Source organism: Chitinophaga terrae (ex Kim and Jung 2007) (assembly GCF_900107795.1).
Taxonomy (GTDB): domain Bacteria; phylum Bacteroidota; class Bacteroidia; order Chitinophagales; family Chitinophagaceae; genus Chitinophaga; species Chitinophaga terrae.
Genome location: NZ_FNRL01000049.1, coordinates 1 through 16,592, shown reverse-complemented (window position 1 = coordinate 16,592; position 16,592 = coordinate 1). Strand labels below are relative to the sequence as shown.

Below are 16,592 nucleotides of genomic sequence, written 5' to 3'. Positions count from 1 at the left end.
CGATAGTTACTACTAATTCTTTTTGGGCTACATCGATACCAATAGCCTGTTTGATTACCTGGTTGTTCATAGCTAATTGAATTTTAATAAAATAGAATCCCTCATCGACTTCTCTCCTGTTGGATATTCTGGCTGCTACTATATAGGTAGTGCCTTACATTCTGTTCAGACTCTAAGAGATTGCAAAAAAGGTGAGGTGATTTCTTTGCGAGTGCATACCTCAAAGGTTGCTTAGCGCATAATGTACTCTCACCTTTTTATTTTATTTAGTTCAAAACTAGTACTTTATAAGCTTTGACAACAGTCTTTAATACCTGTACAAACATAGGAGGCGCAAAGAAAGCAAAGAGGCGTAAGGTTTTTTTAAGAAAAATAAGAAAGCAAAGGAATTTTTAAGCGAAATAAGAAAAGCAAAGGGAGCGAAGATTATGTTATATAGCATAATTTCCGCTCCCTTTGCTTTCCTTAAAATCCGCTTCGATCAAACAATAATTTCTTTGCTTCCTTATTTTTCTTAAAAAAACCTTACGCCTCTTTGCTTTCTTTGCGCCTTTGCGTGAAACCCTTTGCGTGAAACTACGTTGATTTCAGTGACATCGTTTCTTTCGCGGCGCGCCGGGCCGGGTACCAGCTGGCCGCAATTCCTATAACCATGATCGTTATGAAGACCAGTAAGAAATCACCCAGGTGCATGCTTACAGGGTAGGCATCTACTACAAAAGAATCGCCCTGTAATTTGATCCAGCCAAATTGCTGTTGCAACAAACAAAAAGATATACCCACAAAAAAACCTATCGCTGTACCTATTCCCGCAATTATCAACCCTTCAGCAAGGAAGATCCGCTGGATCAGCGACTGCCGGGCGCCCATCGCTTTCAGGATAGTAATGTCCTTTTCTTTCTCAATTACCAACATGTACAACGAGCCTATCATATTAAAGGCTGCTATGATCATGATGAAGCTGAGGATGATGTAAACCGCCCACTTCTCTACCTGCATAATGGAATACAATGACTGATTTTGTTCAAATCTGGTCTGAACTTCATATTTATCACCCAATATCTGTTGTAATTGCGAGCGCACCTTGGTGTCGCTGGCCCCCGGAGCCAGGCTTATTTCCAAAGCCGACATAGTAGAGGTATCCAGCTCCAATAATTGCCTCATAAAGTCAATATTGGTGATTACATATTTACTGTTGAATTCCTGTTGTATGGCAAAGGTGCCAACCGGGTACAGCACGCCGTTATTCAATGCATCTTCAGGCGTCACAATGGTTGTTACATTCCTCCTTGGCAGGTAAACCGTTATAGGCGCCAGGCTGTGCACTACGTCCACTTCCAGGGCGCCTTCCAGCTCCAGTCCTAAAACGGCCCTGTAAGCTACGGAGTCGCCCGTGTCGAACCGCCCTCTTACCACGTTGCTCTTAACATCAGTAACTTCGTTGTAATTTTTATCTACGCCTTTTAATACAGCAATAGTAGGCTCATCGCCATACCTCAAAACAGCCTTTTCTTCCACTACTTCTGAATAGTGGGCCACTCCGGGTACCGAACTGATCTTGCTAAGCTGTTCAGGGGTTAATACGATCATTTTACCGCTTACGGGTATGATCTTAACGGGCGGGTAAAAAGAAGAATAAAGGGATTTCACCAATCCCTCAAATCCATTAAAAACACTGAGAATAATAATCAAGGCGCCTGTGCCCACCGCAATAGCCACCACACTAACCCATGCTATAATGTTAATGGCATTGGTAGATTTTTTAGCTCTGAAATAGCGGGAAGCGAATTGCCAGATCATGAATGATGCGTTAGTTATTTATTCTCGCCTTTGATATTGGCATCGTCTTCTTTGATCTTTTTAAACAACTCTTCCATTTTGAAAACATAGTCAAGTGTATCATCCAGGAAGAAATTCAATTCGGGGATCCTGCGTAAATGCTTGCCCAACCCAATTCCCAGGTGTTTCTTTATTTCACCCATCCGCTCCTTCCTGATATGGTCCAACATTTCCTGGGGAGATGGTATTTTAAACATGCTCAGGTAAACTTTGGCTTCCAGGAGGTCGGGAGTCATCTTTACTGCTGCAATTGATATCATTCCTCCATCAACTACATTCAACCCAATTCTCTGGAATATACCACTCAGTTCTTCCTGCACCAGTTGTCCTATTTGTTTTTGCCTTTTAGTTTCCTGCATCGCTTTCTAATTTAATCGTGATCAAAACGACAGGGTTTCACTCGCCAGTTCGCTGTTTCCGTACCCCGTCAGTTGCGAAAATAACCATTTCCGGCAAAGAATAGCGTCAATTATACCCTTCCTATAGTAATTATCCTATTTTTGTTCAAGTTTCCTGAAAAAACAGCTAAAAGCATCCGGCATGAATATATTTAAGCGCTTATTGAAATTTGCCACTCCCCTTCACCATTATTTACCGGAATACATCATCTATACCATCATAGGCATCGTGTTTGGAATGGTTAATTTTGCTATGCTGATCCCGCTGCTGAACGTAATATTCCAGCAAGTGGATGCAACGCCCCAGGCTGTAATACATCCTGCCTTCTCTTTTTCTATCCAATACTTTGTAGACCTGTTCAATTATTACTTCTACGATTTCATTCAAACAAGCGGTTCGCTGAAAAGCGCGCTGTATTTCGTTTGCGTCGTGATCGTAGTATGTATAACACTGGCCAACCTGGGAAGGTACATGAGCGCAAGAGTAATGGTACGGTTAAAACTCACGATGATGTCGAGACTCCGCACACGGCTATACGAAAAATTCAACCAGCAATCGCTCAGCTACTACAGCAAGCAACAGAAAGGCGACCTGCTCTCCACTATGACCAACGATGTACAGGAAATAGAGAACAATGTTGTAAGCGCCATACAGGTATTTACCCGCGATCCGTTCATAATCATCGGGTACTTTATTGCCCTGTTCTATCTCTCCGTTAAACTAACCTTATTTACAATCATATTCTTTCCCATCTCTGGCGGCATCTTATCTTATATCTCAAAAAAACTAAAACAGAAAAGCTGGTCCAGCCAGGCTTTGCTGGGTAAGATATTAAGCGTGACAGATGAAACACTGAGCGGTATCCGCATTATCCAGTCATTCACCGCAGAGAGATTTATGAAGAAAAAATTTGCTGATGTAGATCATCAATTTGTCAGCATCAGCAAACGGATCTACAACCAACGTGAATTAGCGTCACCTATTTCAGAGATCATAGGCGTATGCATCATCGTAGTGATCGTGATAGTGGGAGGTACGCTCGTACTTGAGGGCAGTGACCTGTTGACCGGCGCTACCTTCATTACTTACCTCGTGTTCTACAGCCAGATCATGCAGCCGGCAAAAAACATCTCGTCTGCTATTACTACCATGCAGAAAGGAATGGTATCGAGCGCCCGTATTTTCCAGATACTTGACGCAGATGATGCCATACAGGAAAAACAGGATGCAAAAGCAATACAGACGTTCAACGACAGTATCGTGTACGATAATGTGTCGTTCCATTACGAACAACAGGATGTACTTCGTCATGTGAACCTGGAGATCAGGAAGGGTCAGATGATTGCGCTGATAGGCAGAAGCGGCGCCGGCAAATCTACTATGGCCGATCTGCTGCCAAGATTCTATGATACCAATGAAGGAGCGGTCAGGATAGATGGAACGGATGTGAAAGATCTGAAATTGCAGGATCTGCGAAGCCTGATAGGAATTGTATCGCAGGAAGCGATATTATTCAATGATACGGTTATCAACAACATTGCATTTGGCCAGCCGGATGCGAAGATGGACGATATTGTAGCAGCAGCGAAGATCGCGAATGCGCATGAATTCATTGAACAACTGGAAAACGGGTATAACACCGTAATTGGCGACAGAGGTTCCAAACTCAGCGGGGGCCAGCGTCAGCGGCTCACCATTGCTAGAGCTATTTACAAAAATCCTCCAATATTAATTTTAGATGAAGCTACATCTGCACTCGATGCAGAAGCGGAAAAATTAGTGCAGGCAGCACTCGATAAACTTATGCAACACCGCACCACCATTGTGATTGCACATAGGCTGAGCACCATACAACATGCTAATGAAATTGTGGTAATGGATAAAGGAGAAATAATAGAAAGAGGTACGCATGAACAGCTGATGCAGCGCCGTGGCTTATATTACAAACTGGTGGAGATGCAGGAATTCAAATAGTTTCAGTCATATAGGGGTACGGTTTTTGATGGTTGCGCAACTGTAAATTGCCAACAGGCGCTCTTTGCAGCACTATTTTCTAACCTTTTAACATAACGAACCTCTATGATTTCAATCGTTATTCCCGTATTAAACGAAGGTGCTACCATACGCCAGGTTATAAAGACCGTTAAAAAGACATCCCGCAAAATAGAGATCATTGTAGTAGATGATAATTCTACCGATAACACTGTAGAAGAAGCGATGAAAGAGCAGGTGCGAGTGATCACCAGCAGCCAGAGAGGAAAAGGTATATCCATGCGCGAAGGTATGATGGCTGCGAAATATGACATTGTAGCTTATGTGGATGGGGATATTCTCACCTATCCCGACAATATCGTAGAACTCCTTACAGATCCTATCGAAAAAGGCGAAGCAGATTTCGTCAAATCCTATTTTGAACGACAGGCAGGCAGGGTCACCCAACTGGTGGCCAAGCCACTGTTGAGTATCCTCTACCCGGAGCTGTCGCATTTCCAGCAACCATTAAGCGGTATGATCGCTGCGCGTAAATCCTTTCTCTCCAATATTCATTTCGAAAATGATTATGGGGTAGATATCGGATTGCTGATAGATATGCACCAGGCAGGCGCCCGCATCGTGGAAGCCAATATCGGCAAAGTTGAAAACGCTATGCAAACCTGGGAGCAGTTGAGCAAAATGTCGAGAGAAGTATCCAGGACCATCCTGAAGAAAGCTGAAAATATCCCGCAGGAAAACCTGGAAACACTGGGCAATATCAACGTGATCAGGGAGCAGATGGAGTATTCGATCCTGGAGTCTATAGATAAGTTGCAGAAGATGGTGATATTCAATCTTGACCAGGTAATATTCCGCGGCGATTATCTCGAATGGGCGGCTATCGCATTTGATGAAGAAGAAAGTATTGAGCAGATCATGAGTTCCGACAGCGACCAGGCTACAAAACTGCAATATGCGGCGCAGCTGCTGGAAGGGAGGAATATTGCTGAGTTGCTGGAGATCGCTGATAGTATTCCCTTGGTTTCGGGCATCCGCGAGATCGTAAGGGAGTTAAAGAAACGTGGGTATGCCTGTGGCCTGATCACAGATGGTTATGATACTATTGCCCGACATATTAAAAATAAGCTGGGAATGGACTTCGTATTTGCGAATGAACTGCATATGGTTCACAGTGTGGCAACCGGCGAATTTTCTGCGGCGCATTATTTCATGAAAGGTAATCAATACTGCAAGAGCAATATCTTCTCTTATATTCAACGCCAGTATGGTATTCATCCGCAGAATATTATTTATGTGGGCAACCCGGAGAAAGACCAGGAGCTGCTTACAAAGGCTGGTATTGGCGTAGCATTTTGTCCACAACCTTGTAATGGTGCTGTAGAAAAGGTTGCCGACAAAATCATATATGGGTTATCGTTACACCTGTTATTGGAAATAGCGCCGGCAAGCCGCAGGCCTATTAAACTACCGGCGATCAGTAAACGGCAGGCGAAGCGGATAGGAGTAGGGAGCCTGGTAAGCCTGGCGGGAGCAAGTTTATTATACTTTGCATACAGGCAGTTGAAGAAGAAGAATGGCGGGATAGAAGAAAAGTGCAAAACCGTGAATAAGGTAGCATAAGCATATGACCTGGAATAAAAAAGGAGCGAAGATCGACTTCGCTCCTTTTTTATATGTTTTGTTTCCTGCCTGGTTTTGGCCTGGCGGGAATTATTTGCTTTTAGCCAGTTTAGCTTCTATGCTTAATGTAGCATGAGGAACAGCTCTGAGACGTGCCTTATCTATGAGTTTACCGGTTACGCGGCAAATGCCATAGGTTTTGTTTTCGATACGTACCATAGCTTTTTCCAGGTGGTCGATAAACTGAATCTGACGGCTGGCCATCTGGTTCAGTTGTTCTCTTTCCTGAGAACCGCTACCATCTTCCATGCTCATGTATTTATTTTCAGTATCATCAGTACCTGCTTCATCTTTGCGGGTGATGAGGCCTTGCAAGTAGATTAATTCTTTTTTAGCTGCTTCCAGTTTCTTTTGGATAAGCTCTTTAAATTCTTGCAGGTCAGCATCGCTATATCTGAATACAGGACCGCTTGGAGCGGCGGGTTGGTCCAGTACTGACTTGGTAAACTCAGGTTGATAAGTTACCAAAGTAGATTTTCCACCCTTTTTTTCTGGTTTTTCAGTTTTTTCGGGTTTTTCGGATTTTTCCGCCTTTACTGATTTTTCAGCCTTAACAGGCTTGTCAGCTGCCTTTTTAGAGGATTCCTTTTCCTTAGCAACTTCTACCTTAGGATCTGCTTTCTTTACTGCCATCGTTTTAAGTTCTTTTTCTTCTGACTTAGAAATAAATGGTTTTTTCTCAGCGGAAACACTATTCGTAACCACTTTCTGCTTTACAGCAGGTTCATTAACGGTCGATTTTGCAGGTACAGCAACTTTCTTGACGGATGTTTGGGTTTTGGCAGTCGTCTTTTTGTCTACTGTTTTTGTTGCGGAAGCAACTTTTTTAGCAGCAGGCTTTACCGTTTTAGCTTTTGCAGCTGGTTTTGCAACAGGTTTGGCTACGCTCGCTTTTTTTGCTGGTTTAGCGGGAGCTGCTGCTTTTTTTGCAGCCGCTTTCGGCGCGGGCGTTGCTTTTTTTGCCGGTGCATTTTTGGCAGCTGGTTTAGCAGCCGGAGCCTTGGCTACAGTTTTTTTAGCCGGAGCTGCCTTTTGAGTCGTTTTACTAGCAACTTTCTTTTTTGTTGCCATGGGGGATTAGCTTTTTTTGTTTACTAATACATTGAATTTAAGGTCGTTCACCTCTATTTCAGTACCATCATGTAACTGTGCCACTAATTCCAAGCTATCTGCCAAAATTTCCGTGCAAATATAGTCATTATAGCTCACAATGGCTGATCTAAGGGCTTCCGGACTTTGTATGGTTACATCAATTCTGTCAGTCAATGCAAAATCACTGTCCTTACGAATCTTTTGAATCCTGTTCACTAATTCCCTGGCATTTCCTTCGTCCTGGAGTTGTGGTGTAATAGTAATATCCAGTGCTACCGTTAAAGCACCTTTATTAGCTACTGTCCATCCCGGGATGTCCTCAGAAATGATCTCAACATCAGATAATTGGATTTCTAGCTGCTCTCCGTCTATTTGCAGGGTAAAGTGCCCTTCACGTTCAATAGTAGCAATATCGGCCTCTGTAAAGGCGTTGATAGCGGCTGCTACTGATTTCATCTTCGCACCCATTTTCTGACCAAGCGATTTGAAATTAGGTTTGATTTTTTTCTTGATGAAACCTTCCGTTTCCGTAAGATAATCAATCCCTTTGACATTCACTTCACTTTTTATCAGATCTGCCACTTTTTCTATCTGTTCCTGCATTTTAGCGTTTGCAACCGGGATCAAAATCTTCTGCAGAGGCTGCCGTACCTTAATATTGACCTTTTTACGCAAGGATAATACCAAGGATGAAATATCCTGCGCCAGCTGCATTCTTTCTTCCAGGTCTGCATCGATTGCGGCCTCGTTAACCACCGGAAAGTCTGTGTGGTGGATAGAATCAGCCTGTACCCTTCCTGTAACTTTATTCAGGTTGTTAAATAACCAATCTGTAAAGAATGGGGAAACCGGGGCCATCAGCTGTGTAATTTTCTCCAAACATTCGTACAGGGTCTGGTAAGCGCTAATCTTATCATGTTCATAATCTCCTTTCCAGAACCGGCGGCGGCACAACCTCACATACCAGTTACTCAACTGCTCGTCTACAAATCTTTCAATTGCTCTACCCGCCTGGGTTGGTTCATAATCATCATAATAGCTGGTCACATCTTTAACCAGGGTATTTAATACAGATATGATCCAACGGTCAATTTCCGGGCGTTCTTCCAGTGGGATATACGCTTCCTTGAACGTGAAGTTGTCCAGGTTGGCGTACATCGCAAAGAAGTTATATGTGTTGTACAGGGTGCCAAACAGTTTACGCTGGGCTTCTCCTATACCTTTAATATCGAATTTTAAGCTGTCCCATGGGGATGCGTTGGTGATGAGATACCAGCGGGTTGCATCGGCGCCGAATTGAGCAATGGTTTCGAATGGATTAACAACGTTACCCAGTCGTTTACTCATTTTCTGCCCTTTCGCATCCAATACTAAGCCATTGGAAACCACTGTTTTATAAGCAACGCTATCGAACAGCATTACTCCGAGGGCATGTAAAGTGTAAAACCAGCCACGGGTCTGATCCACTCCTTCGGCGATAAAGTCGGCAGGAAAAGCTTCTCCTTTATCTAAAGCCTCTTTATTCTCGAACGGATAATGCCATTGTGCATAAGGCATCGCTCCGCTATCAAACCATACATCTATCAGGTCTGGTTCCCTGCGCATTGGCTTGCCGGATTCGCTTACCAGTACGATCTCATCTACATACGGCTTGTGCAGATCGAGGATGCCATCGTGCAGGAAAGATTTATTTACGTCTCCGCCTAATACCTCGTTCGCTTTGCGTATTTCAGCATTTAATTCCTCAATACCGCCTATACATTTCTCCTCTGTTCCATCTTCTGTCCGCCAGATAGGCAATGGAGTACCCCAGAAGCGGCTGCGGCTTAGGTTCCAGTCAACCATATTTTCCAGCCAGTTACCAAAACGACCGGTTCCGGTAAAGGCAGGTTTCCAGTTAATGGTTTTATTCAGTTCTACCATCCTGTCTTTCATTGCAGTGGTTTTAATAAACCATGCATCCAGCGGATAGTATAATACCGGTTTGTCTGTACGCCAGCAATGCGGATAAGAGTGCTCGTACTTTTCAACTTTAAAAGCACGGTTCTCTTTTTTCAGCTTTACTGCGATGTCCACATCTACATCTTTGTAATCCGGGTCATCCTTGTAATTCTTAACATACCTGCCGGAGAATTCACCTACATTATCAGTGAATTTACCTTCTTTATCTACCAGGGTAAGGATACCCAGGTTATATTTTTTACCTACGCGGTTATCGTCGGCTCCGAAGGCTGGTGCGGTATGAACGATACCGGTACCGTCTTCAGTTGTTACGAAATCGCCGATTACAACCCTGAAAGGATCTCCTTCTTCAGGTTGTGTATATGGTAATAATTGTTCGTAGCGGATGTTTTCCAGGTCTTTTCCTTTAAAACTGGCCAGGATAGTCCACGGAATAACCTTTTCGCCTTCTTTATAGGCGTCAAAGTCAGCATTTTCACCTTCCGGCTTAAAGTATTTACCTAACAATACTTTAGCCATTATCACATTGACAGGCAGGTGAGTATATTGGTTAAATGTTTTTACCAGCACATATTCAATATTCGCCCCAACGGTCAGACCCAGGTTAGAAGGCAGGGTCCATGGGGTGGTCGTCCACGCCAGAAAGAACACTTCGTCGTTACCGGCTGCATCAAACAGGAATTGTGAATTCTCTGCTTTTTTTGCCTTGAACATGGCAACAACGGTGGTATCCTTTACATCCTTGTAGGTGCCGGGCTGGTTTAATTCGTGGGAGCTCAAACCGGTACCGGCAGCAGGGGAATAAGGCTGGATGCTGACAGATTTATAAAGCAGCCCTTTTTTATATAAAGTTTGTAAACACCACCAGAGTGATTCGATATATTTATTATCGAAAGTGATATAAGGATCCTGGAGGTCAACCCAGTAACCCATTTTACGGGTTAAGTCATCCCACTTGTCCTTATATTTTAATACTTCTTTACGGCAGGTTTCATTGTATTCGGCAATGGAAATTTTAGTTCCGATGTCTTCTTTCGTAATACCCAACATCTTTTCAACGCCCAGTTCAACCGGCAATCCGTGGGTATCCCAGCCGCCTTTACGTTTCACCTGGAAGCCCTGCATTGTTTTATAGCGGCAAACCAGGTCTTTAAGGGTGCGGGAAATGACGTGGTGAATGCCAGGCAAACCGTTGGCGCTTGGGGGTCCTTCATAAAACACGAAAGGAGTGGCTCCTTCCCGTACTTCCACGCTTTTTTCAAAAGCCTGGTACTGCTCCCAGTGTTGCAGCATTTCTTGCTCTATCTGAGGTAAATTCAACTGGTTATATTCCTGATACTTGCTGGACATAAAACAAATCCCCGCCCTTTGATGTTATTTAATGATATTTGACTAAAATTGTGCAAAGTTAAGAAAATACGCCGGCTCAGAAAGGGTCAACTTTTTCAAAAACGAGGGTTTTTAAAGATTTTTTATAGTTTTTTCACTAATTTGCAATAAAGCGTACTTGTTTTGCGTTTTTGGCATTGTTTTAGTTTATTTGCGAAGGAAGATTAGAAAAACCTGTTATTAATCTTAACCCAACGGAAAAACCATATCGAATATGAAAAAGTTGACGTTAATATTTTGTGCGGTTCTAGTCACTTCCGGCATAACTTTTGCTCAGCAAAAAAAATCAGTTAAGAAAACAAAAGCTGTTACTAAAACGGTGCAAGCACCGGAAGCAGTTAAAAGTTCTTTTGATCAGAATTTTGCAGGTACATCAGTGGCTAAGTGGACAAAGACCAGTGCTGGACATTGGACCGCAAATTTCCAGAAAGATAATATAACCACTTCTGCAGAGTATGATGCAGATGGCAAATGGATTGCCACCAGAAGCGCATATGATGCTCAAACCTTACCGGAATCAGTGACAAACACACTGAAATCAAAATATCCGGATGCCACCATAAAAGATGGCTGGAAAATTGAGAGATCAGATGTAGCTGCATACTACAAAATAAATATTCAGGATAATGGAACAGAAAAATCTGTGTTGTTGAACGAAGCAGGAACCATTACTGAATAACACAACAAAGTATTTCATAGGTATAGGGATAAATAGGACAGACCCTGCTCTTTTGGGCGGGGTTTTTCATTTTAACCATCTCCCAAACTCCGTCAGGATACCATACTAAGAAAAAAGCCACTTGCAAAGGCAAGCGGCTTTATAAAAATCAGATTGATAACTTTTTCGACAATTCGACTTTTTTGATGGTGTTTGATATGTACAATGTTTTTCTCGTCGTCGAACAGCTTCAATCCCATGGTCAAATCTGATAAGGAAGCTTATTGGAAACGCAAATAGATATCTGCCTATCGTGATACAAAGAAACGACGGCTTTTATTTATCCGCTTTTCAATTCGGGAAAAGTAATGATCAAAAAAGGAAAAATCGACTAGCGAAGTAATAACTCACAGGGTTTCAGGCCTGTATGCTTCTTGAAGGCAGTAGAAAAATGCGAAATGCAGGAATATCCCATCAACATAGCTACTTCAGAAACAGACATTCCCTTTTCATAAAGCAACCCTTTCGCCTTTTCCATCCTTTCCTTCTGGAAATAATCATAGATGGTAGTGCCATACATAGCTTTGAACCCTTTCTTCAGATAGCATTCGTTCATCGCTACCCTGCGGGCCAGGTCCCTGATCGTAATTGGCGCATCCAACTGCTCCAGTAAAATATCTCTCGCTTTCTCAATCTTTCCCCTATCCTCCATCTGGGTAAGGAATCTACATCCATAACGCTCGTCAATATCATTTTTCACGAATTGATCTGAGCTATATAACAAGAGATCCAAAGCCCGGCTTTGCAGGAAGATGTTCTTCAACACTCCCTCATAATCGTTGTGCACCATTGTTTCCAGTACAGATTTGGATTTTGTACATGGCTGGATGCTTTTTACGAATGGTTTGCGGGATTGATTATCGAAAATTGAATAAGAAGTAGCGCCCTTTTGCAAGGCTTGTATAAAGGTTGGCTGGAAACGAACAGTGATCAGGTCTACAGATGGGACTTTATCGCTACACTGTTCTTTTTTGCCTGCACAGAGCTGATCGGTACACTCAGGATTTTTACAGTACTTGCTGCCTGCTACACAGTAACGCAGCTCTATAGCCGCTGCCTGTCCTCTTTTGGCGGGTTGATATACCACCATTGCCACATCTTCCACAGGAAGGGCAGATTCATATGTGAAACGCTGTAGTGTAAAATCCAAACAATCAGGCACAGAAATACTGCTCTCCTCCGCCAGCTGCAACTGATGGCTCATTGCAGGCTGCGGAATCGCCATGGCTAATAAATCCTGTAAATCTTTCACTTGTGTCTTATTTTAATCAGTCCTAATTGTTATCGGTGACACAAATTTAGTGATTCATTTTTTATGCGTTGATCTTTTGACATTGACATTACAAACACCGCTGTCTCATATTATCATTTTTCTTCCTTTATTAAGAACTTAGTTGGTATAGATTTCGTTTAGCAAAACCTGATGGCAAACAAACAGTTCAATACCGCAAAATTCATTAAAACCTTCCTGGTCGTATTTTCTATCCTGGTAGCAGGCGTTTTGCTCTTAGGCTGGTTCCTTAACAGGCACTGGAACGCCCTTTTGAAGAAAGAACTTCCCGGCTATGTAGCCAAGATCTCCGATAGCCTGTATATCGTTCAGTTCAGGGATCTGCGCCTCGACGTACTTTCGGGCAGCGTTACCGTAGAAAAGGTGCATATGCTCCCCGATACCCTGGTTTTCAAACGGTTGAAAGCCCGTAATAAAGCGCCTCAAAACGTTTATAATATTGAAGTGGAGAAACTGGAGCTGCGTTACTTTAAGCTCTGGAAATACTTTATGGGCAAGAAACTCAGCGCCGGGGAACTGGTTGTTACCGGCCCCAAACTGGAATATGAGCAGAACCTCACCACGGTTGATACCTCCGCCCCCAAAACAGCGTATGAACAGATATCCAATACCATCGGCTCCATTTATATCGGGCGGCTGGTTTTAGACAGTACGGCAGTTAAATATGTATTTGTCAAGAAAGATTCTTCCCGCGTCATTCACCAGTTCGACAACCTAAATGTAAGGATCAACAACCTGCTGATCGATTCTGTTGCCCTGAAAGATCCAACCCGCTTCCTTTACGCGAAGAATTACGAAATAGCAATGAAAGATTATGCCCAACGCACCAAGGATAGTCTCTATAATATCCTGGTCAAGGGCATCAGGTACGATGCGGCGGAACGAACTTTCCATGTAGGTCATTTCCAGGTACAACCCAGGTATGCCAGGGACCAGTTCCAGAAGGTGAACGGAACGCAGAAAGACCTGTTCGATGTTGCTTTCAACAACATCAGTATCCAGGATCTTAACCCTATGCTTCTATTGCAGGAACAGCAGATCTGGGCCAGCAAACTGCAAATCCAGAGCGGGAAGCTGAATATATACAGGGACAGGTCATTACCCCTGCCGCCGGGCGACAAACTGGGCAACTCTCCCCAACAGCTGCTGGAGAAAGTTAAGATACCCATCATGATAGATACGCTGGTGGGAAATAACGTAGATATCCAGTATTCGGAAAAGAACCCTGAAACGCAACATACAGGAGTTATTCATTTCAGGAATGTACATGGCGTATTCACCAACCTGACGAATATTGATTCACTTATTGCCAAGAACAATCACCTGGTCGCCAGGTTAGACGCAATTTTTATGCAAAGCGGGAAATTAATGGCGAAATTTGATTTCCTGATGAAGGATAAAACAGCCAGGTTCACGGTAACCGGGAGGCTGAACAGCATGAATGGGAAAGACCTGAATGTAGTTACCAAACCACTGGGAAAAGTAGAGATCAAATCCTGCAATCTCCAGGAATTGGACTTTTCTATTAATGGAGATGAGAGAAAAGCCAGCGGTTATGTGAAGTTGTTATACCAGAACCTTAAAATTTCCGTGTTAAAACAGGATAAAGACCATGGAGAATACAAGCGCAAGGGGTTGATAAGTTTCCTTGCTAATGTAATGGTTATCAAAGATTCTAACCCGCTTCCGGGAGAAAACGTCCGTACTGCCAACGTTACCCATACCAGGGATATTAAAAAGTCGTTTTTCAACCTTGTGTGGAAAACTTTATTTGACGGGGTGAAAGACATTGTAGGCGCAGGGGGTTTATAGGCCCTATCCATACCTCCTAAAAACACACATTCTTTTGAGGAAATAAGGCTTATTTTTCGTATTTTTGCATGATCGTCTACCGATTTTATTTCTAAAAGATTTTACCCAACATATGAGCGAAGAATTAGTGCAAGCACCTAGCCCCAGCAGCAATGGATATGACGCAGGGAGTATACAAATATTGGAAGGTCTGGAAGCAGTGCGTAAGCGCCCCGCCATGTACATTGGCGACATTGGAATCAAGGGGTTACACCATCTTGTTTATGAGGTAGTAGATAACTCTATTGACGAAGCCCTGGCCGGTTATTGTAAAAATATTGAAGTAACCATCCTGGAGGATAACTCAATCCGTGTAAAAGACGATGGTCGGGGTATCCCTACCGGCATTATCCCCAAAGAAGGCCGTTCTGCGCTGGAAGTGGTAATGACCGTACTGCACGCTGGAGGTAAATTCGACAAGAATACATATAAGGTATCCGGTGGTTTGCACGGGGTAGGGGTAAGCTGCGTGAACGCTTTAAGTACCCGGTTGCATGTAACCGTAGAAAGAGAAGGCAAAATATTTGAACAGGAGTATCACCGCGGTATTCCTCAGTACGCTGTACGCGAGATCGGCGACAGTGGTAAAACAGGAACTACTACTCACTTCAAACCGGACGGAGAGATCTTCAAAGAAACTACCTATAACAGGGAAATCCTCGCCAGCCGTTTGAGAGAGCTTTCTTACCTGAACCGTAAGATCAATATCACCCTGATCGATGAAAGAGAAAAAGACGACGACGGCAACTTCTTCTCTGAAACCTTCTACAGCGAAGGCGGTATCAAAGAATTTATCCAGATGCTGGATAAGAGCGGCCGACGTAATCCTTTACTGCCAACTCCTATCTATGTGGAGGCGCACGACGTTGCATCCAACGTTGCAGTAGAAGTGGCGCTGGTATATAATGATGCCTTCAGTGAAAACATCTTCTCTTATGTAAACAATATCAACACCATTGAAGGTGGTACGCACGTTGCCGGCTTCCGCAGGGCAATTACCCGTGTATTCAAATCATATGGCGATAAGAATAAACTGTTTGAGAAATCTAAGGTTGAAGTAACAGGAGATGACTTCCGTGAAGGTCTGAGCGCTATTATCAGCGTAAAAGTCCCTGAACCGCAGTTCGAAGGACAGACCAAAACCAAACTCGGTAACTCCGATGTAATGGGGGTTGTGGATAGCTCCGTGGCCGCCGTACTGGATGCTTACCTGGAAGAAAACCCGAAAGAAGCTAAAATAGTTATCAATAAAGTTGTACTGGCAGCCCAGGCGCGTGAAGCCGCGCGTAAAGCACGTCAGCTGGTACAACGCAAGAGCGTAATGACTGGTAGCGGTTTGCCCGGTAAACTGGCCGATTGCTCTGATAATGATCCTGAAAAATGCGAATTGTTCCTTGTAGAGGGTGACTCCGCGGGCGGTACAGCCAAACAAGGCCGTAACCGTAACTTCCAGGCTATCCTTCCGTTAAGGGGTAAGATCCTGAACGTGGAAAAAGCCATGGAACACAAGATCTACGAAGACAATGAGATCAAGAACATCTTCACCGCGCTGGGAGTGACCATCGGTACAGAAGAAGATGATAAAGCCCTTAACCTTTCCAAACTTCGTTATCATAAACTGATCATCATGACGGATGCCGATGTGGATGGTAGCCACATTGCTACCCTTATCCTCACTTTTGTGTTCCGTTATATGAAAGCGCTGGTAGAACAGGGATACGTTTATATCGCACAACCGCCACTGTACCTGGTAAAAAAAGGTAAAGAGCAGATCTATGCCTGGACAGAGGAAGAAAGAAAAGCAGCTACTGTTAAACTGGCTGCTGGCGGGAAGGAAGACAGCGTTACCGTACAGCGTTATAAAGGTTTGGGAGAGATGAATGCTGAACAGCTTTGGGAAACTACCATGGATCCTGAAAAACGTACGCTGAAACAGGTTGCCCTGGAAAGCGCTGCAGAAGCTGACCGTGTATTCAGTATGCTGATGGGAGATGAAGTTCCTCCACGCAGGGCCTTCATCGAATCGCATGCTAAATATGCGAAGATCGACGCTTAATTTGTTAAATGTTAATCGAGTAGGAAGTGAGGGATTATTTCCCTCACTGTCCTCTCACACCACCGTACGTACCGGTCTGGTATACGGCGGTTTGTTAGAATAATTTAATCTGACTTTCTGTTTTCAGATAATAGCGTTCGTAAAATCCGACATAGCCTTCTTTCCTAAAGTATGCGTTGGTGAGGGTTCTGCATAGTATCGGACTACGAGCCGCACGGCTGTAACCTATACTCGTTTTGCTCCACATCCTTGCGTAATACTTTGATAAGCCAAGTTTTATAAGATTACGGTACCGGTTACGGATGGTTTTCCATTGCTTC

10 protein-coding genes and 1 pseudogene are annotated in these 16,592 nt (G+C 43.6%); 5 read left to right on the top strand and 6 right to left on the bottom strand.

Annotation, left to right across the window (positions count from 1 at the left end):
- Window positions 1–576: 576 nt before the first annotated feature.
- A complete protein-coding gene (locus BLV62_RS27425; protein ID WP_089766215.1) occupies window positions 577–1,800 on the bottom strand; it encodes an FtsX-like permease family protein in 1,224 nt (407 codons plus the stop codon).
- Between the two features lie 14 nt (window positions 1,801–1,814).
- On the bottom strand, window positions 1,815–2,198 hold the full coding sequence (rbfA, locus tag BLV62_RS27420) for a 30S ribosome-binding factor RbfA (RefSeq protein WP_089766213.1): 384 nt from the start codon (window positions 2,196–2,198) through the stop codon (window positions 1,815–1,817).
- A 181-nt stretch (window positions 2,199–2,379) separates the two neighbouring features.
- Between rbfA and BLV62_RS27415 the strand changes: the two genes are divergently transcribed.
- Together BLV62_RS27415 and BLV62_RS27410 are read left to right on the top strand one after the other, a co-directional pair.
- The gene (locus BLV62_RS27415; RefSeq protein ID WP_089766212.1) at window positions 2,380–4,212 is read left to right on the top strand and encodes an ABC transporter ATP-binding protein; all 1,833 of its coding nucleotides are present in this window, start codon (window positions 2,380–2,382) and stop codon (window positions 4,210–4,212) included.
- Between the two features lie 105 nt (window positions 4,213–4,317).
- The gene (locus tag BLV62_RS27410; RefSeq protein ID WP_089766210.1) at window positions 4,318–5,853 is read left to right on the top strand and encodes a glycosyltransferase; all 1,536 of its coding nucleotides are present in this window, start codon (window positions 4,318–4,320) and stop codon (window positions 5,851–5,853) included.
- Window positions 5,854–5,943: 90 nt separating this feature from the next.
- On the opposite strand, the gene BLV62_RS28705 is transcribed toward BLV62_RS27410, so the two are convergent.
- Together BLV62_RS28705 and ileS are read right to left on the bottom strand one after the other, a co-directional pair.
- The gene (locus tag BLV62_RS28705; protein WP_211118002.1) at window positions 5,944–6,984 is read right to left on the bottom strand and encodes a TraR/DksA family transcriptional regulator; all 1,041 of its coding nucleotides are present in this window, start codon (window positions 6,982–6,984) and stop codon (window positions 5,944–5,946) included.
- A 6-nt stretch (window positions 6,985–6,990) separates the two neighbouring features.
- On the bottom strand, window positions 6,991–10,317 hold the full coding sequence (gene ileS / locus BLV62_RS27390) for an isoleucine--tRNA ligase (RefSeq protein ID WP_089766209.1): 3,327 nt from the start codon (window positions 10,315–10,317) through the stop codon (window positions 6,991–6,993).
- A gap of 253 nt (window positions 10,318–10,570) precedes the next feature.
- On the opposite strand from ileS, the gene BLV62_RS27385 reads away from it, so the two are divergent.
- Entirely contained in the window at window positions 10,571–11,035 is a 465-nt protein-coding gene (locus tag BLV62_RS27385) for a PepSY-like domain-containing protein (protein ID WP_089766207.1), read from the top strand.
- 370 nt (window positions 11,036–11,405) lie between these two features.
- Here the strand turns inward: BLV62_RS27385 and BLV62_RS27380 are convergent, their stop codons facing one another.
- Window positions 11,406–12,326 (bottom strand): helix-turn-helix domain-containing protein, encoded by a 921-nt coding sequence (locus tag BLV62_RS27380; RefSeq protein ID WP_139170422.1) that lies wholly within the window; start codon window positions 12,324–12,326, stop codon window positions 11,406–11,408.
- 171 nt (window positions 12,327–12,497) lie between these two features.
- Between BLV62_RS27380 and BLV62_RS27375 the strand changes: the two genes are divergently transcribed.
- Both BLV62_RS27375 and gyrB read left to right on the top strand, forming a co-directional pair.
- Entirely contained in the window at window positions 12,498–14,177 is a 1,680-nt protein-coding gene (locus BLV62_RS27375; protein ID WP_089766204.1) for an AsmA family protein, read from the top strand.
- Window positions 14,178–14,289: 112 nt separating this feature from the next.
- Window positions 14,290–16,272 (top strand): DNA topoisomerase (ATP-hydrolyzing) subunit B, encoded by a 1,983-nt coding sequence (gene gyrB, locus BLV62_RS27370; RefSeq protein ID WP_089766202.1) that lies wholly within the window; start codon window positions 14,290–14,292, stop codon window positions 16,270–16,272.
- Window positions 16,273–16,366: 94 nt separating this feature from the next.
- Here gyrB and BLV62_RS28700 read toward each other — a convergent pair.
- Window positions 16,367–16,592, bottom strand: a pseudogene (locus tag BLV62_RS28700) (hypothetical protein); the annotation flags it as partial.